Below are 24,689 nucleotides of genomic sequence, written 5' to 3'. Positions count from 1 at the left end.
AGGGCAAAAAAAGAGTCGGAAGACAGGAAATCCTGCCTTCCAACTCTTTTTTTAGTCTCCCATTGATTTAAAGGAAGGGTTTTTCAGTGGCCTCAATTTTTTGGCATTGCTTTTTTAAAATGTTTCAATCTATCGAAATAGTGCTAAAATGAGAAGAGGAAACTAGAGAGGATGAAGGGCATCATGAAATGGATCAAATGGCTTGTTGCCAGCTCAGTGGCTTTAAGCGTACTAAGCGTGCCACCGGCTTTGGCAGCAGAAGACGAATCGCCGAATTTCACACCACGTACATACGGCGCAATTAGCGTTGACACCAACTTACTGGCTGCTTCACAACTTTACAAATACGACTCCGGCCTTTCTTTTGAATATCCTGATGCAGTCCGCGGTATTTTCGTTACTGCTCATTCTGCAGGCGGCGAGCGGTTCAACACATTAGTGGATTTAGTGGATTCTACTGATTTGAATGCGATGGTGATTGATGTTAAAGAAGATCTTGGGCACCTGACCTATATCCCGAAAAGCGATTCTAATTTAGCTAAATTGGATATTGGACAGCCCTTTATAAAAGATCCGCGAAAAGTTCTTGAAGTACTGGAAGAAAAAGAAATCTATCCTATTGCGCGAGTCGTAGTGTTCAAAGACTCTGTTCTTGCCAAAAAAAGACCGGATCTGTCGTTTGTGGCTGGAGATTCAGTTTGGAAGAATGGCAGAGGAGAATCATTTGTAAACCCGTTCTTAAAAGAAGTATGGGATTATAATGTACAAATTGCCATTGAAGCAGCGAAACTGGGCTTTAAAGAAATTCAATTTGATTATGTTCGTTTCCCGGAAGGGTTTGAAAATAAAGCGGATACTCTAGAATATTCAATGGGAGAATATGAGGAGTCAAAGCTTGATCCTGTTCAGCGCCGTGTAGAAGCGGTCACGAATTTTGTCGCTTATGCACGTGAGCAATTAAAACCTTATGATGTAGAAGTTTCAGTAGACATTTTTGGTTATTCCGCTACATTGCCGGAAGCTCCAGGAATAGGGCAAAATTTCTCGAAGATATCTGAAAATGTGGACGTTATTTCTTCCATGATTTATCCAAGTCACTGGACTTCGTATTTCGGTATTGCGAAACCCGATTTAGAGCCATACAAATTGGTTTCTGAATATGCAAAAGTGGAAAATAAAAAACTGGGAGAACTGAAAAACCCTCCGACTTCACGCCCGTGGCTTCAAGATTTCACCGCTTCTTATCTTGGCAGCGGAAATTACATGAAGTACGGAAAAGCGGAAGTAGAAGCGCAGATCAAAGCGCTTAATGACAACGGCATTGAGGAATATCTGCTTTGGAACGCCGGAAATACCTATTCAAAAGGTGTAGACTATACCCCTTAAGCGCTTTTGAAAAAATAAAGAGCCGATTCAACTGAATCGGCTCTTTTTTCTATGAAACTAATTGGCTGGAAAAACGTACTATAAGTATAAGGAAATTTTCAAAGAGAAATGATAATTGAGAATAAAAAAAATACAGTTTTATGTTTGAATATATAACGTGCCGGGTACTCAAGAGTATGATTATATTTACAGAATAATATGTAACAATAATGTGACAATTCTAGTATCTGGCCTATATTTTTCTGTCAGTAGTATATTCATTTCACCCCAAGTATTGTATAATGAATGTAAAGCCTCTAGATTATACTGATTCTTATTTGATAATAGATTAATTTGTATTCTCTTGATATTCGAAAGGAAGTGTTCAATTATGATGGTAACTTTATTTACTTCTCCAAGCTGTACTTCTTGCCGAAAAGCAAAAGCATGGTTAGAAGAACATGAAATTCCATATACAGAACGCAATATTTTTTCTGAACCATTAACTATTAGTGAAATTAAAGAAATTTTACGTATGACTGAAGATGGAACAGACGAGATCATTTCGACTCGTTCAAAGATATTCCAAAAGCTGAATGTGGATGTTGAAAGTTTGCCGCTTCAACGTTTGTATGAATTGATTCAAGAGCATCCTGGATTACTTCGCCGTCCGATAATTATGGACGAAAAACGTTTGCAGGTTGGCTACAACGAAGATGAAATTCGCCGTTTCCTTCCACGTAAAGTGAGAGCATACCAGTTGCTTGAAGCACAGCGTTTAGTAAACTGATAAAAGCTTCAAAAGCTGTCCGGTCTTTATGGCACCTCATAATGGATCTTAGGACAGCTTTTCTTTATTCACTGATGTTGCAATTATTTGTGAATTCAACTAAACTACTATGTACTTGATGCTGAAAATGCTTTCAAGCAGAAACTTTTTCTTTAGGATCTAAAAAAGATATAATAAGAACAGCAACAAATGCACGACTTATGAGGAGATCCTCTTAGTCCAATTCGAAAGGAAAGGAGAGGTGTAAAATGGATATAGAACGCATTAATGATAATACAGTGAAATTTTACATTTCCTATCTAGACGTAGAAGAGCGTGGGTTTAGTCGTGATGAAATCTGGTTTAACAGAGACAAAAGTGAAGAGCTTTTCTGGGAAATGATGGATGAAGTTAACGAGGAAGCCGACTTTGTTATGGAAGGTCCTCTCTGGATACAAGTCCAAGCAATGGATAAGGGGCTTGAAGTTACGGTAACAAAAGCTCAACTTACGAAAGATGGGCAAAAATTAGATTTGCCCGATGATATAGATGACCGTCGTAAAATGTTTTCGAGTGATGATGCAGTTGCACCGGAATTTGATGAATTCGAACCTGTATTCGATGAGCCTGACTTGAAAAAGCTGGAGTACACTTTCGTGTTTTCCGAGGTGGACGAGTTGTTGCCGATTGCACGTAGATTAATGTACGTTCCGATTGAAACTGCTCTTTACCATTTTGAAAATAAGTACTACTTGTATGTTAATTTCGACGAAATTTTACATTCGGATGAAGATGTTAAAAATAACATAAGCATCTTTGCTGAGTATCTGCAAACTTCGCCTATTACTATTCACCGATTGGAAGAGTACGGCAAGGAAATTTTTAAAGAAGATGCACTTTCGAATGTGCTTCATTATTTCGGATAAGGCCTCCATTAGGAGGTCTTTTTTTATTGTCATTTTTATGGGCGTTTCATACAATAAGAGAAAGGAGAGTGATTTCAATATTAGTGGCATCTACAGACAACGGTAGCTTAGTTTATTTGACTGGAACCCATACTAAAGAAGAACTAGCGGCTGCTAGAAGAAAAACACAATTTTCTTGTCCCACATGCGGTTCATCGGTCATTCTTAAAGTTGGGGAAGTCAAAACTCCCCATTTCGCACACAAAAACTTATCTCACTGTGCCTCTTACAGTGAAGCTGAATCTTCTATGCACCTCCATGGAAAACTCCTGCTCTATCAATTCTTCTTATCTCAAAACCTCACTGTCGAACTGGAAAAATATTTTCCGGTGATCCGCCAAAGAGCCGACTTGCTCATCAATCAACATACTGCCATCGAATTTCAATGCAGTCCGATTCCTGCTGCTCAAATTATGGAAAGAACCCTCGGTTATACTCGAAGTGCTGTACAAACCATCTGGATAGGGGGGCTTTCGGAACCTTTGGCAGAAGGCATACAAGAACTAAAACTGACCCACTGGAAAAAAGAAATGCTATTGGAAACACAAAAAAGTCCTTATCTGCTTTTATTCTCACCAAAAGAAAATCGCTTCTATTATTGCTCAAACTTAATTTATATAAGCGGAAGCCGTTGGATTGTAAAAGTAAAATCGCTTGCAGCATCAAAACAGCAATTTCCTTTTGCAGTTCCGAAACAAATGACTTTAGCAGAATTTAAAACGATGTCTGGTTTATTTGATCATGCGCGAAAAAAATTCATCATTGCCCAGTACTATTCGAAAAACAGAGTGCAAAATCCTTTTTGGCGCACTTGTTATGAAATGGGTATCGACATCCGGAATTTGCCGAAAGCGATTGGCCTGCCGATGAAAAATGCTGACCTTATTAACTGTAATGCAGTGTTATGGCAGCTGCAGGCAGTGGAAGCAGCGTGTAAAGGAATAACTGCAGCTTCCCTGATTCGATCCGGGAAAATACCGGTGCATAAGTCGGCTGCAGCTAAAGAAGCAGAGGCGCTTGTAGAGTCTTATTTGAGTTTGTATGAAAAGTTGAAAGGGAAATCAAACCAAGTATCCGGTTATACAAATCTTTTATATGATTTTTATTGCAAAACCTTGTGAAAATTGAGAAAATATAAAGTGGTTCGATTCTCTAAAGAATGAGAATAAGGAGGAATTAAAATGGCAGATAAAACATTAGTACGAAGTGAAATTCCAACTGAATTAACTTGGAGGTTAGAAGATATTTTTGGGACGGACGAAGCGTGGGAGGCAGAGTTTAAAGATGTGGCCGAACTTGCAGAAAAATCAGCATCCTATCAAGGGAAGCTGAAGGATGGCGCTGAAGCTTTATACGAGGTTTTGGTATATAGAGACGAATTGTACGAGCGCGTTCAAAAATTATATACATATTCGCACATGCGATATGATCAAGATACGACCAACTCGAAATACCAGGCGATGGATAGCCGCATGAAATCCTTGTACGCGAGAATTTCAACTGGCCTGTCTTATCTGACTCCTGAAATTCTTGAATTGGACGAATCGTTGCTCAATGGCTATGTTGATGGGCACGAAGGCTTAAAAATGTATCAACAAGCATTGGACGAACTAAATTCCATGCGGCCGCATGTACTGCCTGCAGAACAAGAATCTTTGTTGGCTCAGCTTTCAGAAGTGGTCGGTGCATCTTCAGAAACGTTCGGTATGCTGAACAATGCTGATTTGGAGTTTCCCACTATCGAAAATGAAAAAGGTGAGCAAGTACAGATCACTCATGGCAACTATAGCAGGTTTTTGGAAAGCAAAGACCGCCGTGTGCGGGAAGCGGCTTTCAAAGCTGTCTATGCGACATATGGAAAATTCCGCAATACGTTTGCCTCCACGCTTTCAGGCAATGTTAAGCGCGACAACGTAAATGCACGAATCCGCAAATTCGAATCTGCACGCCAAGCTGCATTAAGCGACAATCATATTCCTGAGACCGTCTACGATAATTTAATCGAAACAGTCCATAACAACTTGCACCTGCTTCATCGTTATGCAGCGCTGCGGAAAGAAGTGCTGGGCGTTGACCAAGTGCATATGTATGATATGTATACTCCTCTAGTGAAAGAAGTAGAGATGGAAATTCCTTATGAAAAAGCGACTGGCTTAGTGCTTAAAGGGCTGGATGCCCTTGGCGAAGAATATACCAAGATTGTTGAAACAGGGATTAACAATCGTTGGGTGGATGTCAAAGAAAACAAAGGCAAGCGCAGCGGCGCCTATTCTTCTGGAGCTTACGGCACCAATCCGTATATTTTGATGAACTGGCAAGACAATGTCAACAATCTGTTTACGCTGGCGCATGAATTTGGCCACAGTGTCCACAGTTATTACTCACGCAGCTCTCAGCCTTTTGTTTACGGCAACTACTCTATCTTTGTAGCAGAAGTAGCTTCTACTTGCAACGAAGCATTGCTGAACGAATACATGGTCAAGACTACAGAAGATGACCAAGAACGCATCTATCTCCTTAACTACTGGTTGGATGGATTTAGAGGCACCGTTTTCCGCCAAACGATGTTCGCTGAATTTGAACACTTGATACACCAGATGGATCAAAATGGGGAAGCGTTAACGGCCGACAGATTAACCGAAGTCTATTACGAACTCAACAAAAAGTATTTTGGCGAAGAAGTGGCGGTAGATGAAGAAATTGGTTTAGAATGGGCCCGCATACCACATTTCTATTATAATTATTATGTTTACCAATATGCGACCGGGTTCAGTGCGGCTACTGCTTTAAGCAAATCGATTTTAGAAGAAGGCGAGTCGGCGGTCGAGCGTTACATCAATGAATTCCTAAAGGCTGGCAGTTCGGACTATCCAATAGAAGTGCTGAAGAAAGCTGGAGTAGACATGACTTCTTCTGGACCAATTGAAGAAGCATGCCAAGTTTTTGAACAGAAACTCAATGAATTGGAAAATCTATTGTTAAAAAAATAACTCAAAAGGGAAGCCAATAAAGTTTTGGCTTCCTTTTATTGTTTTCTTAAAATAATATAAAATACATCCATTATCCTTTAAAATAGAATTTATTTGACGAATTTGTGAAGAAGCATGTGAATTATTGCATTAACTATTATTTCATGATAAAGTTAGAGTGTGAAATAAATCACATACAAACATACACCCCTTTGTTTGAGCGTGAACATTTCTCCCATCCCCTTTGTGTAATATAGAAAAGGCCCTTTCCGGACAATGGAAAGGGCCTTTTTCTGATGAATCGAAATTTCTTTGGGTCTGCTGCGTTTTATTGCAAGAGAGGGCTTATAAAAAAGCGTTCTATTCTGCAAAATGGACTTTATGCAGTAATATGCCGGTTCATTAGAAACTAAAATAACCTATCCGCCAATTGGCGGATAGGTTATTTTAGTTTCCATAATGTATCTTCTGCTAAACTAAAGCGCTCCAGTTTTTGTTGGAGCATCTGCTTTTTCAATTCGCGTTCAGCTGTCTGTTCGGAAATATTGTAGATTGAGGCAATCTCTTTGGTTGCCAAAGTAGAATATTTAGAAAAAAGTTCGTCTAAGCTAGGCGGGTTCTGCTTATTCAAGCTATCCGTTCCGAGCATTTCCTGCAAAATGGTCTGATAGACGCTATAAGGATAAAGGCCAGATACTTTTACGCCTTCGTCTTCGATACATTCGTTAAAAAATACGATGCTTGGAACTTCGCTGACTTCCATTTCACGGGTGATCTGAAGGTCGCATTGAAAAGCTTTCGCCGTATGTACCGAATGAAAGTCCCGCTTGAATTCTTCTTGGTCCAACTCTGCTTCACCGGCAATTTCCAATAAAATTGAATAGCATGATACGTCTTTAGTCTTTAGCAGCAAATATTCTTGAAGTTTATGCAAAAAACGGTTTCCAGCCCGTTTGCCTTGAAGTTCGGCAGCTTTTACTGCCACAGAAGCCAGCACGGGATGGGAAAGGTTATTGGTGTCTATAATCGATGTTTTGCCGATAGAATTCAAATTAGTCAATTTGGTACTCAGGACGATTTGCATCGAGAAATAATGGCCGTATTCAATCTGCAGTTTGCGGATAATTGCTTGAAGTTCCCAGCATTGGGAATTGAGCGGGTCCATAAAAATATATAATTCCAATGGTTTAAGTGTGCTCGATTTTTCAAGGGCTTCCGGAACAAACTCTGTATTGCTCACTCCAGTTCCTCCTCACTATCTTGTTCATTGACCATGTGATGCGCTGTCAGAACAAGGCGATTATAGAAGGTTTCACGAAATTTGCCTGCCAGTCCCACTTCATCCATGGCTTCACTCATGCATTCCAACCATGCTTGTGCACGATCTGGGGTAATGGGAAAAGGATGATGGCGCATTTTCAATCGTGGATGGCCATGTTCTTCTGAATATATATTAGGTCCGCCTAAATATTGCGTTAAAAACTGTTTCTGTTTTCTTGAAGTTTCTGTTAAATCGTCAGGAAAAATCGGCTGCAGCTTTGGATGCTGTGCCACACGAGCATAAAATGCATCGACTAACTGTGACAGGCGTTCCGCACCAATTTCTTCGTACGGAATTATCGGTTTTCCAGTCATCATTGTGTCTCCTTTGCTTTAGCTGTAAATTCATTCTATCAACGGAGGACAGATTTCACAAACAAATCGACTGAGCAGTGTGGAGAAAAACAACAAAATTTGTAAATTCCATTCATGGAAAGAGCTAAGGCATTGAGATGGCAGCTTTCATAAATCGTACGATTTTTTTTTCTGCTGGATGGACAGGTATAGCATGTTCGGCCAAAAAGCGGTTGAATATTTGTTGGCCGGCTGCAGCATCTGTAACTTCGTATTCAACTTCATAATCTTCTCTGCCGCTGTAGAACGAATGATCCAGCACCAGTAAACCGCCTTTGTATTCGAATTCAATGCGATGGGTGATCAATGTACCGATCGGCCGCAAGGCTTTCCAGTCAATTTTTTCTTCGTTAAGGGCCTGAAGCACTTCTTTAGCATCGAACGAGACTGCTTGCTCAATGTTTTCCGCTTCTCCTTGAGCCAGCTGGTCGGTTATTTCAATATTTCCTTCAGGCGCTGGAAGTTTAAGTGTGCATTCAAATCCGTCTGCTTTTTTCCGAATCCGGAGCGCGCACCGCTTATCTTTTAATTTGAAATCAGGTGTGTCGAAATACTGATTTTCTTGAACCTTGGCATCACTTGGCTGAAACTTGAATGCAGATAACAGTTCTTTGTATTTTTCTTGTGTCAGCATATTTTTAAATTCAATTTCAAGTTCTTTCGTCATCATTAACACCCCTCAATAATTTTATTATCGGATAGTTTCTGGCAAACTGCAACGATGCAAGAGCTGTGTTAAAATATTACTAGCATCGGGTCCAAAAGAAATTTTGCCTTGCGAAAACTTATGGCAAAAGTACAGGGGCCAAACTATCGGCTTTTCATTGACTAAGCTGAAATGCAGTTTTCACAAGGATTAATCAGCCTGACTAGAGAATCTAATAAGAGAACAGTAAATACGGAAAGCGATACCGTATAGCAGCAGTGGAAAAATTCATGAGGCACTTGCTTCACGAGCGTAAAAAGAAGCGGGGGAGGACCACTTATGGGTCAATGGGATCGTTTTTTAGCACCATATAAGCAAGCAGTAGACGAGTTGAAAATAAAATTCAAAGGAATGCGCGGGCAGTTTGAAACTGAAAATACGAATTCACCGATTGAATTTGTTACGGGGCGTGTAAAACCGCTGGCAAGCATCTATGACAAAACTCTTGAAAAAGGCATTGCCTTTGAGCCATCAGAGAAACTCGCTCACGAATTGCAGGATATTGCCGGGCTACGGATGATGTGCCAATTTGTCAGTGATATTGAAACTGTCGTAGGGCTTTTGCGGCAACGGAATGATCTGCGGATTGTGGAAGAAAAAGATTACATCTCACAAGAGAAGCAAAGCGGTTATCGTTCTTATCATGTAATCGTTGAATATCCGGTTCAAACGATCAATGGAGAACAATTGATCTTGGCTGAGATTCAAATCCGCACGTTAGCCATGAACTTTTGGGCATCAATCGAGCATTCGCTCAATTACAAATACAAAGGGATTTTTCCGGAAGAAATCAAGCTCAGGCTTCAGCGTGCAGCTGAAGCAGCATTTCAGCTGGATGAAGAAATGTCGAAAATACGGGATGAAATCCAAGAAGCCCAGGCATATTTCAGCGAATACAAAGAATCTCAAAACACGCATTTTCCAACCGATAGGGAAGGGGAGCAAACAAACAGATGAAATTTTTTATCATATCCAGACAAGATGACCTTTCAAATGATCTGATGGCTACGGCGCGGGCTTACTTAGAAGATTTTGACATGGTGTGGAATGAGGAATCGCCGGATGTCGTGTTGTCGATTGGCGGGGATGGAACATTGCTTCATGCCTTCCATAAATACAGAGACCAGTTGGATACTGTTGCTTTTGTCGGCATACATACCGGGCACCTCGGATTTTATGCAGACTGGCAGCCCGTAGAAATTGAAAAGCTGGTGCTGTCCATCGCAAAAAAAGAATACGAAGTAATTGAATATCCGTTAGTGGAGGTCAGCGTCCACTACCAGAATTCCGAGAAGCCTGCCGTGTACTTAGCATTGAATGAGTCAACGGTCAAATCGGCAGAAGTAACACTTGTCATGGACGTCTTTTTGAACGAAAGCCATTTCGAGCGTTTTAGAGGTGATGGACTGTGCATGTCGACACCTTCTGGAAGCACAGCTTACAATAAAGCTTTGGGCGGGGCGATCATCCATCCATCGCTGCAAGCTATGCAGCTTACTGAAATGGCATCGATTAATAACCGGGTGTTCCGGACCGTAGGATCCCCGCTTGTTTTGCCTGCGCATCATCGCTGTGTACTGCGTCCGGTAAAAGCGCCGGATTTCATGGTGACAATCGATCATATCCAATTGCTTCATAAAGATGTTAAATCAATTGAGTACAGAGTGGCTGATGAAAAAGTCCGGTTTGCACGATTCCGTGCATTCCCGTTTTGGAAACGGGTCCATGATTCTTTCATTGACAACGATAGATAAAGGTGGAAAAAATGAAACCATTTCAATTAACTTATATCGCCCCAGAGGCCGTTCTTCTTCGTGAAGCTTTAAGCGGCTGGGGCATTTCCAAGCGTACGTTGGCATCAGTGAAATATGGCGGCGGACGAATTTTAGTGAACGGCAAGGAAGTAACGGTCCGGCATGTCTTGGAAAAAGACGATGCTGTGACCGTTATTTTTCCGAATGAAGAACGGGGAGCGGGATTGATTGCAGAAGACGGTCCGCTGCATATCGTATACGAGGATGAAGCATTATTGATTATCGATAAGCCGCCAGTCCAAAATACAATTCCCTCTCGTGAGCATCCATCAGGAAGCCTTGCGAATATCGTGGCGAAATATTTTGAAAATCAAGGAATTCCTGCTACGCTTCATATTGCAACACGCCTTGATCGCGATACTTCTGGTCTCGTGTGCATTGCAAAAAACCGCCATATTCATCATATGCTTTCCGTGCAGCAGCAGGGGAAAAAGATGAAGCGGCGGTACCAAGCGCTTGTTCATGGCTTATTGGAAAAACCCGAATTTGTCATTACAGAACCGATCGGCAGAAAAAGCACAAGCATTATTGAAAGAGAGGTGCGTCCTGACGGTCAGTTTGCAGAAACGCAAGTGCGGGTCCTTCATAATTTTTGCGGCTATTCACATGTGCAGCTTCAGCTTAATACAGGGCGGACCCATCAAATCAGGGTTCATCTCGCCCATATTGGTCACCCGCTGCTCGGCGATGATTTGTATGGCGGCAAACGGGAATTGATCACGAGACAGGCGCTGCACTGCGACAAACTTGAACTTCTCCATCCTACAACTGGAAAGCGGTTGAATTTCACTTCTCCGTTAAATGAGGATATGGCGTTGCTGCTTTAAGTGAATTTATGGAAACGCTGCGGCTGATAAGGTTGAAGGGACGGTACGGAAACAATCGTCTTCTCTGGATAACGGAACGCGGACAAGTATCCACCGAAAACACATCCGGTGTCTATGTTTACGGTATTGTTGGTAATGTATGGCTCTTCTGTCGGCGTATGACCGTATACGATCCATTTGTCTCCCTTATAGGATTTAGCCCAATCCCTTCTGACGGGACGCCCCTGCGCATCAAGTTTGCCGGTAGTGTCACCGTACAGCACGAAAGCGGCAATGCTTTTGTTGACGGGTTTTCCAAGCATGTCGGCTTTGAGGCCGGCGTGGGCGACAAGCAGATCGCCTTCTAATTCCAGGTATAACGGCAATGTTTCATAAAATTTAATATAACGAGAGCGGAATTGCTGTTGTTCTTTTTTTGGAAGCCGGTGCCATTCGTTGATTGTAATCTCTAATCCATGCATCAACTGAACACGGTTGCCCATGAAAAAGCGATAAAGTTTATTGCAGTGATTACCGGGGCAATAATAGAGAGTGCCGTTATCTTGCATCGCGAACAAAAGGCGCAGCACAGCAAGAGAGTCAGGGCCGCGATCCATCGCGTCTCCGACAAAAACAAGCTGGCGCCCTTCCTGATGGACAAATTGTTCCCTCTCTTTTGCATAGCCAAGAACTTCGATGAGTTCCAGTAGCTCCGCATAACATCCATGGATATCGCCAATAATATCGTATTTCAATCCAATCACCTCATTGATCAAAATTGCCTCTGTACATAGACATAGTGTAACGTATAGATTATAAAAGCAAGAAGTTTAATACTCGAAAGGAGGGAGCATACATGATTGAAGAAAAAACAGTTCGCGATGAAGAGTTGAACGAAGAACTGTTGATGGAATTATTGGAACGCGGGGAAGTTGAAACATTCAGGGAAGAGTTTTTGTCATATCACCCATACGATCAGGCCGTATTTTATGAAAAAGCGGAACCGGAAATGCGCGAGCTTCTGTATCAGTATCTCTCTCCGAAGGAAATGGCCCTAATATTTGCGGCCATTGATTTGGACGATGAAGAATACGAAGAATTCTTTAAAGAGTTGAATTCGATATATGCTGCGGATATGCTTTCGAATATGTCGACGGATGATGCGGTTGACGTTCTTAATAACCTGAACAAAGAACAAGTGGCTACTTATTTGTCAATCATGGATAAAGAATCCGCCAGACAAATAAAAGACTTGCTCCATTATGAAGAGTATACGGCCGGTTCCATCATGACGACGGAATTTGTGGCCATCCCGCAAAATTCGACCGTCCGTTCAGCAATGAATATTTTGAGAAATGCGGCGTCAAAAGCCGAAACCATTTATTATGTTTTTGTTATCGATAGCGAACGCAAACTAACAGGAATTGTGACATTGCGTGATTTGATTATTGCCGATGAAGACACGCTGATTTCTTCCATCATGAGCGAGCGAGTAGTCAGTGTTTCAGTGGGAGAAGACCAGGAAGAAGTGGCCCGAATGATTAAGGACTATGATTTCCTCGCTATGCCAGTAGTGGATTTTCAGAACCATCTGCTTGGCATCATTACGGTCGACGATATTATTGACGTGTTGGACGAAGAAGCCTCCGATGATTATTCAAAACTTGCAGGGGTCACCGATATGGATAACTTCGATAAAGGGCCATTTACAGCAGCGAAAAAACGGTTGCCTTGGCTGATTCTTTTAACATTCCTTGGTATGCTTACCGCCAACTTAATGGGGCTTTTTGAAGCGACCTTAGACCAAGTGGCATTGCTTGCAGTTTTTATCCCACTAATTGCAGGAATGGCCGGAAACAGCGGTACACAAGCGTTGGCTGTCGCGGTTCGTGGTATTGCCACAGGAGATATTGAAGAAGAAAGCAAGGTAAAGCTGCTGTTGAGAGAAGCCGGAACAGGTTTGATCACGGGTGTTGTATGTGGAGTGGTAGTCATAGGACTTGTTTACTTCTGGAAAGGCGAACTGTTGATTGGCATCTTGGTTGGAACAGCAGTTATGGGGTCGATTTTTGTGGCGACGCTTGCGGGATCGTTCATTCCGCTATTGATTCACCGGATGAAAATCGATCCCGCTGTTGCATCAGGACCATTTATCACGACATTGAATGATATTATTTCCATTTTAATTTATCTTGGTTTGGCGACGACGTTCTTAAGCCAGCTCTAGAAAAGTGCGAATTGCACTTTTCTTTTTTATAAGGTAATATTAGTACCAGGTAATAAATTGAGATAACAATAGTGCAGGAGGAATCGGAATGTCGATATCATTAGCAGGAAAAACGTTCGTAATTATGGGTGTAGCAAACAAACGCAGTATTGCATGGGGAATTGCCCGGTCTCTTGATCAGTCTGGTGCCCGTCTGATTTTTACATACGCAGGGGAGCGCTTTGAAAAATCGGTACGTGATTTGGTCGCAACCCTTGACGGCAACCACGAACTTGTTTTGCCTTGTGATGTAACAAGTGACGAGGATGTTGAAAAATGTTTCACTTCCATTAAAGAACAAGTTGGAACGATTCATGGATTGGCTCATTGCATCGCTTTTGCAAAAACAGAAGAGTTGGCAGGCGATTTTTCTGATACTTCAAGAGACGGATTTTTGCTTGCACAAAACATTTCTGCATATTCATTGACTATTATTTCGAAATACGCGAAGCCGCTAATGGCTGAAGGCGGGAGCATTGTAGCGCTGACATATATTGGCGGCGAACGCGTTATGCCAAACTACAACGTCATGGGAGTTGCAAAAGCTTCTCTTGAAATGTCAGTCCGCTACTTGGCGGCAGATCTTGGCAAACACAACATCCGTGTCAATGCTATTTCTTCTGGCCCAATTCGGACGCTGTCTGCAAAAGGAATTAGCGACTTCAATACAATCCTTCACGAAATCGAAGAAAAAGCGCCGCTTCACCGCAACACAACACCTGAAGAAGTCGGCGATACGGCTGTGTTCTTATTCAGTGAAATGTCCCGCGGCATCACTGGAGAAACCATCCACGTCGACAGCGGCTATCACGTTCTTTAAGAAACGCACAAAAAAAGCAGATCCGCCTTATCGGCGGGTCTGCTTTTTTTATATAATATTTTTTTCCATGGATTGATGGGGAATGTCGGCTTCAAAAAATTCAGGTGAAGTGATGACATAACCCAATTTTTCATAAAAAGGAATAGCATAAGATTGCGAATTCAGTCTTAACTTAAAAATTCCGTTTGAACGCGCATGTTCTTCCATTGCCTCCATGACCTGCACACCAACGTGCTGTCCACGGTATTCAGGCAAAACACACACGCGTTCCACCTTGCCGACGCCGGGTTCAATCTCACGAATCCGGCCGGCGGCTATTGGCTGGGTAAACTGGTAGCCGACAAAATGAATGGCAGTGGCATCATTGGCATCCATTTCAATAGCTGCTGGAACTCCCTGTTCTTCGATAAAAACGGTTCTTCGTACTTCCATGGCTTGTTCTTTTTCCAATGGGGTAGTGGCGACTATGACTTTCTGCAATTATTGCTCATCTCCCGTTAAACGGAACGTGTCAAAAACTGTCCAAGAACCATCTTCCAATTGGTAAAGTAGATGAATACGGTCAATAATTTCTTCGTGGTTGATTCCCGCCATTTTCAATTGCCCAAAAACATCGGCATGTTCTGAATCAGACATTTTTTGAGCAATGGTGATATGTGGCACATAGGTATACTTTGTCTCTTTGCCAAACGGATCGGAATGCAAATCTTTATGAATCGCTAAAATTTCAGGAGAAGGATCAACTTTAAAGAATAACGTGTTGGTCAAAGGTGAAAAAGAACTAACACGAGAAGCGTGCAATTTAAATGGTCGATGGCGCTTTGCAATTTTTGCAATTTCATCGGATATTTCTTTGATTTGGTTGTCATCCGCTTCGAACGCATCTTTCAATGTCATGTGTGGAGTAATCTGTTCGTAATGCGGATCATAGCGCTTGCGATACGAATTGGCTAAATCCTGTAATTTTTTTGATGGGAATGCAACAACGCCATATTTCATAAAATAGCCTCCTAGTCGATTGAACTTATTTACTGTTTCATTATAGCAAAGTGTCGAAAGATTGGAAAAGCACAATCAAATTCCGAAATTCTGCACTAGAGCTCGTTTCAAATCCGGCTGCCAATGCTTCCAGGTATGGTCGCCGTCGAATTCATCGTAAAAAATAGAAAACCCTTTTTGCTTCATCAATTCATGCAGTTCCCGGTTTGGTTGCAAGAAATCAGCAGTTCCGCCGCTTGTCAATTTGACAGCGGTTTCGCCTATGCCGATAACGTGATAGACCGTGAATGAGTTGGCTGATTGGAAATCAGTTACTTTCTGGAGCAGCTCATCGCTTACTTTAGGCGATTGCAAAATGACCCTGCCAAAAATGTTTGGGTATTTCAATGCAGCCATAAGGGAAACGGTAGCAGCCAACGAATCGCCAATCAGTGCGCGTCCCATACCGACTTGGTAAGTCGGGTATCTTTCATCAAGAAAAGGCGCAAGTTCATGGGCCAAAAAACGCAAATAAGCCTCGTGCTGTTCACCGGTCGGCTCGTATTTCCGGCTACGGTCGGCAACGCTCTTGTATGGAATGCCGACGAAGATAATATTTTCGATTTCTTTATTTTCCAGCAGTTCGTCGGCTACACGTGGTGCACGGCCAAGCTGGAAATAATCTTTGCCATCGGAAGCGATGACTACCGTATACTTATATAAAGGGGAATAATTGGCGGGAAGGTAAACTAGCAGTTGCACGTCTTCCTGCAATTCGTTGCTGTAGATGGACAAGTCTTGTACAGTTCCTCTATTCATGAAAATCCTCCTATTATAGGGTTTATAAGAAAATTGTAACATATTCCTTCAAGAGGGGTATAATAGGGGAAGAAGGCAAACCAATAGAGAGAGGGGTTTTATCTATGGATGGAGCAAAATTTCGAGTTCATTCAGATGAAGTAACAAAAGCGACACACGAAGCGTTAATTCGAAGAGGCGTTACCAACGAAGATATCGCCAAAATCGTTTTGGAAATGCAATTGCCATATAACGAAGGGCTGACTATTGAACACTGCATTGAATCAGTGGAAAGTGTTTTGCGCAAAAGGGAAATGCAACATGCTATTTTGGTAGGGGTAGAACTAGACGAGCTGGCTGAACAAGGGAAGTTGTCACGTCCTCTCCAAACGATAGTCGGTACAGATGAAGGGCTTTTTGGCGTGGATGAAATGATTGGCCTTGGCGCAGTATTGACATACGGCAGCATTGCAGTCACGACATTCGGCCATTTGGATAAGAATAAAATCGGCGTTATTCGTAAGTTGGATACCAAGGCTGGAGGAGCTGTCCATACATTTTTGGATGATCTTGTGGCAAGTATAGCTGCTTGTGCATCTGCGAGAATTGCTCACCGTACGCGGGATTTGGAGGAGCAGGGTAAAACTTTTGAAGACTTGGCTCCGGAAGAAACTGCGCCTGAAACAAAAGTCGAGGGAGCGGAAACGTGAGATTTCGGTCTCGTTTATAAAAAATATGGGAATTCCAATCGCTTGCGATTGGAATTTTCTTCAGGCCCAGAAGAATTGGAGCATGAAAAATAAAAATTTCAAGAAACAAAAACTTACATAATTATAATCAAAAAAATTCGTGTTTCAATAGATAGAAAGTAATGATATGATTAAAAAGAGAAAAAATAAAATTATCTGATAAGGGGGAACTAATAATGGTTAAAAAGAAATCGAGTTTATTCGCTACAATTGCTTTAGCGGGATCTTTATTGCTTGCTGGATGTGGCGGTGGAGGAGAATCTACTTCAAACAGCGGCGGGAGCGAGGGAGGCGGCGAATCAGCTAATCCTGAATTCCTAAGCATGGTAACTGGTGGTACAACTGGAACGTATTATCCTCTAGGAGGAGCCATGGCGCAGATTATTACAGATGAAACCGGTGTTAAGACAACGGCTGAATCTTCTCAAGCATCGGCAGCCAATATGACTGCTTTAGCTGACGGCAATGCGCAGATTGCGTTCGTCCAAACGGATACGGCATTCTATGCATCAGAAGGAACGAATATGTTTGAAGGAGAAGTTATTGACACGGTATCCGCAATCGGAGCTCTTTATCCCGAAACGATTCAACTGGTTACAACTGAAGGAAAAGGCATCACTTCGTTTGAAGATCTTGCCGGCAAAAGTGTTTCAGTCGGTGCGCCGGGTTCTGGAACATACATCAATGCAGAGCAGTTATTAGAAATTCATGGTATGACAATGGACGATATCAAAGCTCAGAACTTGGACTTTGCGGAGTCGCAGGAAAGTTTGCAGGCTGGCCAGATAGACGCTGCTTTCATTACAGCAGGTACACCTACTGGAGCGGTTGAAAGCTTGAGCGCTACTTCTGATGTTGCAATCGTACCAGTTGCAAAAGATAAAGCAGATGCATTAATCGAAAAATACCCTTACTACGCCCATGATACAGTGCCGGCGGATACTTACGGCATTCCTGAAGATGTTGCGACGGTTTCTGTATTAGCGATGTTAGTCGCCCAGAACGACCTTTCAGAAGATCTTGTTTATGACATTACAAAAGCAATTTACGAAAATACAGACAAAATCCAGCATGCAAAAGCTGCATTTATCAAATCAGAAACGGCGCTTGAAGGAATCGGTATTCCGGTCCATCCAGGAGCCCAGAAGTATTTTGATGAAGTAAATCAATAAGCGTAAAAAATAATGACGATAAAGCAGAAGCTTTGTCGTCGTTATTTATGTTCTGCAAAAAGGAGAAGGAACGATGGCTTTCATGCAAAGACAGTGGATCTTTCTTTTGGTATTCGCTTTCATTTTCACGGGTTTTGTAATCCTGTTTGTCCCGATTCACAAAAATTATGTGTTCATCAACAACAATAGCGATAGAGTTACCGCTTATATTCCATATGTAGAAAGCACTTTTAAAATAAAGTATACTCATTCTATCCACCTTTCTGAAGTTCTTGAAAGCTACAAAACGCTTCCGGATCATACTTTGATGGCGACAGAACTGGAGTACGAAGATTTTAATGTCGGGATGCCATCAAATGCAGGAGAAGGAGAAGAGTTTGTCGAAAAAGACGGGAAATACTTTATAAAAAATATGGAAAGAAAAATACCGGAATTTCGCCTGTTTGTTGGAGATGTAGATGCGGGATTGTCTTTTTTGATCCAAGAAAGAGAGCTTGATTTGAAAGAGGAGCTAGAACGCGGCACCTCCTATACACTTCGGGTTCAGCGGTTGTCTTTTTTTCAGCAATTAAAAGGAGTGAACATCTATGAGCAATAAAATGCCGCCAGAAGAAAGAGAAGAAATGAAACTTCCGCCAGAGGATGATTCGTACATTTCTGAAGAAAAGCAGAAAGAAGTATTGCAAAAATACGATCCTGAGTCGAACACGCGAGACTTGGCAGGACTTGTAAAACATATCGTTTTTTACGGATTGCTTGCTTTTTCTTTATTTCAATTGTACACAGCTGTATATGGGCAATACACAGCGTATATTCAACGATCGATTCACTTAGGTTTTGCACTTGCGCTTATATTCCTTTTATTCCCAGCCCGTAAAAGAAAAGGGAGCCGCCTGAAAGTTGCATGGTATGACTATATTTTAGCATTGCTGGCAGTAGGCGTCGCAGCATATTGGCCAGTCATGTACGATGAACTGGTATTTCGGGTAGGGCGAGTAACGGAAATGGATTTGGTTGTTGGGATATTGGCCGTCTTGTTGACGCTTGAGGCGACACGCCGAGCGGTAGGTCTTCCGATTACGATCATTTCATCTTTGTTTTTAACTTATGCTTTTTTCGGTCCTTATTTTCCAGGTTTCCTGCGGCATCGCGGCCAGGACCTCGATTCAGTAATCCAATTGATGTTCTTTACAACAGATGGAATTCTAGGGACGCCAATCAGTGTTTCCGCGACCTTCATTTTTGTATTCTTACTATTTGGAGCGTTTCTGGTAAAAACGGGCGTCGGCCAATACTTTAATGACTTGGCAGTATCACTGGCAGGCCATTTGACGGGCGGCCCTGCAAAAGTAGCAATTTTCTCAAGTGCGCTTCAAGGAACAATCTCCGGAAGTTCAGTTGCCAACGTAGTAACGTCAGGTTCTTATACAATTCCGATGATGAAAAAGTTGGGATATAAGAAAGAGTTCGCAGGGGGAGTGGAAGCTGCGGCTTCAACCGGCGGGCAACTTATGCCTCCAATCATGGGGGCAGCGGCTTTCTTGATGGTCGAGTTTATCGGCGGAGTCACTTATTGGGAAATTGCGAAAGCTGCCGCAATTCCTGCGCTATTGTATTTTACGGGTGTATGGATTATGACGCATTTTGAAGCAAAACGTACCGGCTTGAAAGGCTTGACAAAAGAAGAAATGCCTAATCGGAAAGAAGTGTTGAAAAAAATATATTTACTGCTTCCGATTGTGGCTATCATCGTCTTTTTATTTATCGGTATTCCAACCATGCATGCCGCGTTATATGGAATTGTTCTGACTGTTGTGGTCAGCGCATTCAATAAAGAAACGCGTTTAGGATTCAAGGATATTATCCATGCGCTTGTGGACGGGGCAAGAACCGCTTTAGCCGTGGCTGCTGCGACAGCCGCAGCGGGAATTATTGTTGGTGTTGTAGTTAAAACGGGTCTCGGTCTTGGTTTGGCGAACGGCCTTGTTTCCGCTTCAGGAGGCAATATTTTATTGACATTGTTCTTCACGATGCTTGCTTCGATCGTGTTGGGAATGGGTTCGCCGACAACAGCAAACTATGTTATCACCTCAACCATCGCAGCGCCTGCTATCATTGCGCTTTTGATGATTGATCAGCCTTTTGGGGCCGCTGTGCCACTAGTTGTCGCTTTGTCCGCCCATTTATTCGTTTTCTATTTCGGGATTATTGCGGATATCACCCCTCCAGTCGCGCTTGCCGCTTTTGCTGCGTCAGGGATATCCGGCGGAGAACCGATAAAGACCGGCTTTATAGCTGCGAAGCTAGCAATCGCCGCGTTTATCATTCCGTATATGTTTGTTTTAAGTCCTGCACTCTTAATGATCGATACAACATGGCCGCAACTGATTTGGGTATTGATTACGGCTATCTCTGGTATGATTGCTATCGGCGCAGGCTTGATCGGATTTTGGTACCGGAAACTCAATTGGTTTGAACGGGTTATCTCGTTTGTAACTGGTTTGGCATTGATTTATCCGGAAGGTTTGTCCGACACAATTGGAGCAGCAGTCTTTGTTGTTCTTCTGATTCTTCAATGGATATCAAGAGAAAAGGGAGTACCACGCACTTCGGAAGCGTGAAAATGAAAAAAGGTGGGGGCGAAAGCTCCTGCCTTTTTTTACATGCAGCATGTGTTCTTAAAATATGGGCCAAAAAGAAATAAAAAATCTAAATGAACGTAGAGTTCTTTTGATTTCCATCCATCATGATTTCTGCTAGGGTCGAATCAGCCGATCTCTATTGTACTAAATATATATAGACAGCTAGGCCGAAATTAGGGAATTCTTGGTATATCAGCTATTGCATACGATAGAATGGGTTTTGTCTGATGAATTTTAGTGAGAATCGATTATTGTAACTTTAACTAATTAGATACATTCATAAGGAACAGAAGAAGCTGGAGTATACCAAAGGAGGGATTTAGATGAAGTACTTGTGCTTGGGTTACTTCAATAAAGAGAAGATGGATGCGCTGCCAAAGGAAAAAAATGATGCGATCATGCTGGAATGTCAGTACCATCTCCAGGAATTATATAAAAGTGGTCATGTGCTGGTAGATGCTGGTGTTACACAAGAAGTAAAAAGCTTGCAACGAGTTGATGGAAAAATAGAAGTCAGTAATGGACGCCTAACTCAGCTTGAAAAATTGATCGGAAGTGCGTTCATACTAGAAGCTCAGGACATCGAGGAAGCAATTCAAGTGGCTTCTCTACACCCGACCGTGCAAATAAGTCATGGCGAACAGCTTGGTTGGGAAATTGAAATTCGCCCTATTGACTCTTTTGATATGAAAGAATAAAGGGATTGCATCTGCAATCCCTTTATTCATCTTCAATAATATCTTCATAGTCTGTTTTACTTTAAATCAAAAAGTCCTTTCCCTGTTTCAAAATCTATAGGCAATGAAGAATGTTCATGGGCAATTGCCCATGAGTCCTTCACTTTTTTCAGTCCATAGGTGAACCGGTTGGTCATTTGACGAAGCTGCACACCCGATTCTTCTTGGTATCCCGTAAATGTAACTGCACAATGGACAAATGCCAAGGTTGAAGTTTTTTCAATTACGACATCGTTAAAAGCAACTTCAAGGAGAACGCTCTCTTCACGCAAGCCATCAAACCATTCAGATACACTCGCCTTCCATGAAGGAATTCCTTTGCTTTCCCAGTTTCCCCAACAATCATAAATGTGGATTTCAGAAGAATACAGAGACAATAATTTCTCAACATCTTTTTCATGAATTGCGGTTTTGTAAGTTTCAAGGACATCGTGTACTTCAGAAAAATTCTTCGCCATTGGTAATTTCCCCTTCCTAACTACGAATTAAGATTATTCATTTTAAGAGACTGAACGCAATTTTTCACTATCTTATACTTCCTTTAGCATAACGGTACATATACAAAATTAGAATAGAGGCTGTAAAACAAACTCAGAATAATTGATTAAGCTTTTTAAAAAGTCCTTAAAGGACTTAAAGTTAAGAAGAATAGATTTTTTATTTTAATAAAGTTTATTTGCAGCGTTCACAAACAAATCTTTGTCTTAAATGGGTTTACATATGACGGCTTATTAGAAGCTTCTTGAATACGAAAGGGGAAGCAGAATATTTTTCATAGTTATTATGATAAATAAAAAAGCCCTTCATACGTTGGTATGAAGGGCTTTGCATATATGATTCCTACTGGGCTCGAACCAGCGACCTCTACCCTGTCAAGGTAGCGCTCTCCCAGCTGAGCTAAGGAATCTCATTTCCAGGACAAATATTATTATATATTGTGTGCTGGAAAAAAGTCAACATCATTTTTTAATAGCAAGTATAGACTGAATTGCTGATTAAAAGCGAAAGGCGGCGACTCCTGCGGGACCAGCACGAGCCGAAGACCCTGGAGCGAGCACAGCGAGTGAAGCGGCTGAGCCCGTGCCCGCGGAAAGCGAGCGCCGGAACGGAAAGCCCCGCTGTCTAAGCCGAATTTCTTTCCATTCCCTAAGAAAAGAAAGAAGAAAACCACTTGACTATTGATAAGAAAGCGTCCGCCTGCAGCTAGAGAATGGATCAAAATATATATCCAACTTTCCTATTCCGAAAGAAATACGCTCCACTCTGTTTGAGCGCGTCCCTGAATAATCGACCAGCACTCAATTGCAGTGGCGGTTCCTGTGAACGGTTCGAATTCGAGTGCAAGACGGGCAAATAATGGACCCCAAAACGGCGCTGCAACGTTGTTCATGACAGTAACATGCGGTACCCAGTTGTCTTGCAGATACAATGTGTTCTGCCCCGTAAACTCCCGTGTCGCCAAGTTCAGTGACCGGTGCAGGTCAGCCAAGTCATGCGTTATGACTGGCGCCAAATAAAAAGTGCCTTGTTGTTTGAAAAAGCCTAGGGAAGAAAAAGACAGCGGCAGCTGCTTGATCAGTTCGGCCCAAGGTTCTACCGCTTTTTTTAAGGCTAACGGTTCGGTTTGTGAAAAAGTTTGCAGTGTAATATGTGGGGGCAAGGAAGTTTCATTTTTTAAACTTGCCACCTTTCCTTGCTCTTGCATCGTTTCAACTTTAGTGGACGATGCATAATCAAAACGCAGCACGATAACTTGCATCCAAATCCTCCTCTTTACTGGCCAGCACTTCTAAATCCGGCAGCGAGCGCTTCTTCTTCAGAACAAAACCACTTTTCCGGATTGGTTTGTTCATAAGAGCCGCTTCCCGGCATATGATAAATTTTGTTTCCGTTCCGGTTAATATTGCCTTTAATGTCACATTTCCCGCTGTCTTTTTCTTTCGAAGCATTTGATGTTCCATATGCATCCTTATTAAACCCTCGATTGGTCGAGTAATTTTCGAATTCCCATATTCCGGTTCTGGCGTCACGCGCTTTTTTTTCCGCTTTTTCAAATTCGTCGACATACCGGGTATTTGGTGGGTATACGTATGCGACACGTGCATGGCCGGATTGAAGCAATTGTTCTTGCACACTTTCTCCGTCGACATAAATGTATGCAAGCAACCTGCCATAATCGTCAAAGCGGCCGCCCACATCAAATTCGATCGAGACATCACCCGAATCGATGATGCGCTTGTTTTCTTTTGTCGCTTCTTTGCCGAGTGGCTGCTCTCCAAGCGATGGATGATTGGTTTCTGGAGTATCAATCAGCAAATAGCGTACGGTTTCCTCTTTTCCTTCATACATGATTTTGATTGTGTCTCCGTCGATAACAGAGGTCACTTCTACATCAATTTGGTCTGTTGTCCCGCCGGTGTCTGTGGATTCGAACAATCCGCAGCCAGACAACAGCAAAAGGCAGAGCACTAAGATAGCTTGTTTCATTCCACATCCCTGCTTTCTGTGTCCATTATATTTTGTTGAAGTGCTGCTTGCAATCGAATGCACGTTCGGCTACGGTGGAAGGAAGGGGGGAAGTGTATGCGCATTTCATTGCCGTTTATGTATGATTTTGACCGTGCACTGGATCGATTGTCGTTAGATCCGCTGCACGCTGTGAACTTGTCTGAAAAAAGTGTGAAAGTGCCGATGCGTGAAGGAAATAGCGTTACAGTCCAAGCCTTAGGCACAACTGAAAATCCAGTTTTTTCCATCGAAGGGGCGAAAGAAAATCAGGAAAAAAGAATTCAGGAACTTTTCCATTTCCATCGATCTTTGGAGCCGGTCGATGAGCACTTTAAAAGAACGGATCTGGCCGAGCTTTTCGAAGAGCACAGGGGCACACCGCTCGTCCGCGAGTTTTCCTTATACGGTTGCTTGATGAAGAGCATCATCCACCAGCAGTTGAATTTGTCGTTTGCACATACGTTAACCAGCCGGTTTGTCCAACTTTATGGAGAAGAAAGGGATGGTGTATGGTTTTATCCGAAACCGGAAACTGTGGGTAATTTGGATGTGGAAGAGCTGCGGGAACTGCAATTCAGTACGAGAAAAGCGGAATATGTTATCGGGCTGTCTAAAGCTATCGCTTCTGGAAATCTGGACATTGATGGAATGGAAGCGAAAGCAGATGAAGAGATTGTTGCGGAACTGACCTCGTACCGGGGTGTCGGTCCATGGACTGCACAGAACTTTTTATTATTTGGTTTAGGCAGGCCGAATTTATTTCCATTGGCGGACATCGGTCTTCAAAATGCACTGAAAATCCAGTGGCATCGGCAAGAGAAACCAAAAGCGGAGGAAATTCTAAGGCATTTGCCTGACTGGTCCCCGTATTTATCATATGCCGCTTTGTATTTATGGCGAAGTTTGGAATAAGAATATTACAAAACGCCTTTTTCCTTGGATAAGTGAAAA

General features: G+C 42.3%; 26 protein-coding genes and 1 tRNA gene. 16 read left to right on the top strand and 11 right to left on the bottom strand.

Features of this window, described 5'->3' with window-relative positions; translation table 11 throughout:
- The first annotated feature begins 183 nt into the window (after positions 1-183).
- The 5 genes from B0H99_RS16340 (at position 184) to pepF (ending at position 6,089) form a co-directional block, all read left to right on the top strand.
- The gene (locus B0H99_RS16340) at positions 184-1,386 is read left to right on the top strand and encodes a putative glycoside hydrolase (RefSeq protein WP_106534756.1); all 1,203 of its coding nucleotides are present in this window, start codon (positions 184-186) and stop codon (positions 1,384-1,386) included.
- Between the two features lie 373 nt (positions 1,387-1,759).
- A complete protein-coding gene (gene spxA, locus B0H99_RS16335; RefSeq protein WP_181313694.1) occupies positions 1,760-2,155 on the top strand; it encodes a transcriptional regulator SpxA in 396 nt (131 codons plus the stop codon).
- 248 nt (positions 2,156-2,403) lie between these two features.
- Positions 2,404-3,060, top strand: coding sequence for an adaptor protein MecA (mecA, locus tag B0H99_RS16330; protein ID WP_106534751.1), 657 nt, complete (start codon positions 2,404-2,406; stop codon positions 3,058-3,060).
- 68 nt (positions 3,061-3,128) lie between these two features.
- On the top strand, positions 3,129-4,220 hold the full coding sequence (locus tag B0H99_RS16325) for a competence protein CoiA (protein ID WP_181313693.1): 1,092 nt from the start codon (positions 3,129-3,131) through the stop codon (positions 4,218-4,220).
- Positions 4,221-4,280: 60 nt separating this feature from the next.
- A complete protein-coding gene (gene pepF / locus B0H99_RS16320) occupies positions 4,281-6,089 on the top strand; it encodes an oligoendopeptidase F (protein WP_106534749.1) in 1,809 nt (602 codons plus the stop codon).
- A gap of 421 nt (positions 6,090-6,510) precedes the next feature.
- Here the strand turns inward: pepF and B0H99_RS16315 are convergent, their stop codons facing one another.
- The 3 genes from B0H99_RS16315 to B0H99_RS16305 form a co-directional block, all read right to left on the bottom strand.
- Positions 6,511-7,308, bottom strand: coding sequence for a ClpXP adapter SpxH family protein (locus B0H99_RS16315; RefSeq protein WP_245894553.1), 798 nt, complete (start codon positions 7,306-7,308; stop codon positions 6,511-6,513).
- Entirely contained in the window at positions 7,305-7,703 is a 399-nt protein-coding gene (locus B0H99_RS16310) for a globin domain-containing protein (protein ID WP_106534748.1), read from the bottom strand. Before B0H99_RS16310 ends, B0H99_RS16315 begins: the two co-directional genes overlap by 4 nt.
- Before the next feature lie 124 nt (positions 7,704-7,827).
- Positions 7,828-8,409, bottom strand: a complete 582-nt coding sequence (locus tag B0H99_RS16305; protein ID WP_106534747.1) for a CYTH domain-containing protein — start codon at positions 8,407-8,409, stop codon at positions 7,828-7,830.
- A gap of 318 nt (positions 8,410-8,727) precedes the next feature.
- Between B0H99_RS16305 and yjbM the strand changes: the two genes are divergently transcribed.
- From yjbM to B0H99_RS16290, 3 genes are read left to right on the top strand one after another with little or no spacing between them, the layout of a single operon-like run.
- A complete protein-coding gene (yjbM, locus tag B0H99_RS16300) occupies positions 8,728-9,405 on the top strand; it encodes a GTP diphosphokinase (protein WP_106534746.1) in 678 nt (225 codons plus the stop codon).
- Positions 9,402-10,202: an NAD kinase gene (locus B0H99_RS16295; RefSeq protein WP_106534745.1), complete on the top strand. Its 801-nt coding sequence runs from the start codon at positions 9,402-9,404 to the stop codon at positions 10,200-10,202. Before yjbM ends, B0H99_RS16295 begins: the two co-directional genes overlap by 4 nt.
- A gap of 11 nt (positions 10,203-10,213) precedes the next feature.
- A complete protein-coding gene (locus B0H99_RS16290; RefSeq protein ID WP_106534744.1) occupies positions 10,214-11,089 on the top strand; it encodes an RluA family pseudouridine synthase in 876 nt (291 codons plus the stop codon).
- Here the strand turns inward: B0H99_RS16290 and prpE are convergent.
- Positions 11,086-11,823, bottom strand: coding sequence for a bis(5'-nucleosyl)-tetraphosphatase PrpE (gene prpE, locus B0H99_RS16285; protein WP_106534754.1), 738 nt, complete (start codon positions 11,821-11,823; stop codon positions 11,086-11,088). The genes B0H99_RS16290 and prpE overlap by 4 nt on opposite strands.
- Before the next feature lie 101 nt (positions 11,824-11,924).
- On the opposite strand from prpE, the gene mgtE reads away from it, so the two are divergent.
- Positions 11,925-13,295, top strand: a complete 1,371-nt coding sequence (mgtE, locus tag B0H99_RS16280) for a magnesium transporter (RefSeq protein WP_106534743.1) — start codon at positions 11,925-11,927, stop codon at positions 13,293-13,295.
- Positions 13,296-13,383: 88 nt separating this feature from the next.
- The gene (gene fabI / locus B0H99_RS16275) at positions 13,384-14,154 is read left to right on the top strand and encodes an enoyl-ACP reductase FabI (protein WP_106534742.1); all 771 of its coding nucleotides are present in this window, start codon (positions 13,384-13,386) and stop codon (positions 14,152-14,154) included.
- Between the two features lie 48 nt (positions 14,155-14,202).
- Here the strand turns inward: fabI and B0H99_RS16270 are convergent, their stop codons facing one another.
- From B0H99_RS16270 to B0H99_RS16260, 3 genes are all read right to left on the bottom strand, one after another.
- Positions 14,203-14,634: a GNAT family N-acetyltransferase gene (locus B0H99_RS16270; RefSeq protein WP_106534741.1), complete on the bottom strand. Its 432-nt coding sequence runs from the start codon at positions 14,632-14,634 to the stop codon at positions 14,203-14,205.
- Positions 14,635-15,153: a YjcG family protein gene (locus B0H99_RS16265; protein WP_106534740.1), complete on the bottom strand. Its 519-nt coding sequence runs from the start codon at positions 15,151-15,153 to the stop codon at positions 14,635-14,637.
- Between the two features lie 75 nt (positions 15,154-15,228).
- Positions 15,229-15,951 (bottom strand): alpha/beta hydrolase, encoded by a 723-nt coding sequence (locus B0H99_RS16260; RefSeq protein WP_106534739.1) that lies wholly within the window; start codon positions 15,949-15,951, stop codon positions 15,229-15,231.
- A 104-nt stretch (positions 15,952-16,055) separates the two neighbouring features.
- Here B0H99_RS16260 and B0H99_RS16255 point away from each other — a divergent pair, with 104 nt between their 5' ends.
- From B0H99_RS16255 to B0H99_RS16235, 5 genes are all read left to right on the top strand, one after another.
- Entirely contained in the window at positions 16,056-16,640 is a 585-nt protein-coding gene (locus B0H99_RS16255; RefSeq protein WP_106534738.1) for a phosphatidylglycerophosphatase A family protein, read from the top strand.
- 215 nt (positions 16,641-16,855) lie between these two features.
- Positions 16,856-17,851, top strand: a complete 996-nt coding sequence (locus B0H99_RS16250; protein ID WP_106534737.1) for a TAXI family TRAP transporter solute-binding subunit — start codon at positions 16,856-16,858, stop codon at positions 17,849-17,851.
- A gap of 73 nt (positions 17,852-17,924) precedes the next feature.
- Positions 17,925-18,449 (top strand): DUF1850 domain-containing protein, encoded by a 525-nt coding sequence (locus B0H99_RS16245; protein WP_106534736.1) that lies wholly within the window; start codon positions 17,925-17,927, stop codon positions 18,447-18,449.
- Positions 18,439-20,472, top strand: a complete 2,034-nt coding sequence (locus B0H99_RS16240; protein ID WP_106534735.1) for a TRAP transporter permease — start codon at positions 18,439-18,441, stop codon at positions 20,470-20,472. Before B0H99_RS16245 ends, B0H99_RS16240 begins: the two co-directional genes overlap by 11 nt.
- Before the next feature lie 344 nt (positions 20,473-20,816).
- Positions 20,817-21,191, top strand: coding sequence for a YciI family protein (locus tag B0H99_RS16235; protein ID WP_106534734.1), 375 nt, complete (start codon positions 20,817-20,819; stop codon positions 21,189-21,191).
- Between the two features lie 56 nt (positions 21,192-21,247).
- On the opposite strand, the gene B0H99_RS16230 is transcribed toward B0H99_RS16235, so the two are convergent.
- The 4 genes from B0H99_RS16230 to B0H99_RS16215 form a co-directional block, all read right to left on the bottom strand.
- A complete protein-coding gene (locus B0H99_RS16230; RefSeq protein ID WP_106534733.1) occupies positions 21,248-21,688 on the bottom strand; it encodes a YybH family protein in 441 nt (146 codons plus the stop codon).
- 376 nt (positions 21,689-22,064) lie between these two features.
- Positions 22,065-22,137 (bottom strand) — tRNA-Val (locus tag B0H99_RS16225).
- Between the two features lie 330 nt (positions 22,138-22,467).
- A complete protein-coding gene (locus tag B0H99_RS16220) occupies positions 22,468-22,989 on the bottom strand; it encodes a 2'-5' RNA ligase family protein (RefSeq protein WP_106534732.1) in 522 nt (173 codons plus the stop codon).
- A gap of 14 nt (positions 22,990-23,003) precedes the next feature.
- The gene (locus B0H99_RS16215) at positions 23,004-23,717 is read right to left on the bottom strand and encodes a thermonuclease family protein (RefSeq protein ID WP_106534731.1); all 714 of its coding nucleotides are present in this window, start codon (positions 23,715-23,717) and stop codon (positions 23,004-23,006) included.
- 96 nt (positions 23,718-23,813) lie between these two features.
- Between B0H99_RS16215 and B0H99_RS16210 the strand changes: the two genes are divergently transcribed.
- Positions 23,814-24,650 carry a DNA-3-methyladenine glycosylase family protein gene (locus B0H99_RS16210; RefSeq protein WP_106534730.1) on the top strand — a complete coding sequence of 279 codons (837 nt, stop codon included), beginning with the start codon at positions 23,814-23,816 and terminating at the stop codon, positions 24,648-24,650.
- Positions 24,651-24,689 lie beyond the last annotated feature (39 nt).

The sequence above is a fragment of the Planomicrobium soli genome (assembly GCF_003014655.1).
Taxonomy (GTDB): Bacteria; Bacillota; Bacilli; order Bacillales_A; family Planococcaceae; genus Planococcus; species Planococcus soli_B.
Note: the sequence above shows the minus strand (reverse complement) of the source record. Positions and strands in the feature narration are given on the sequence as shown.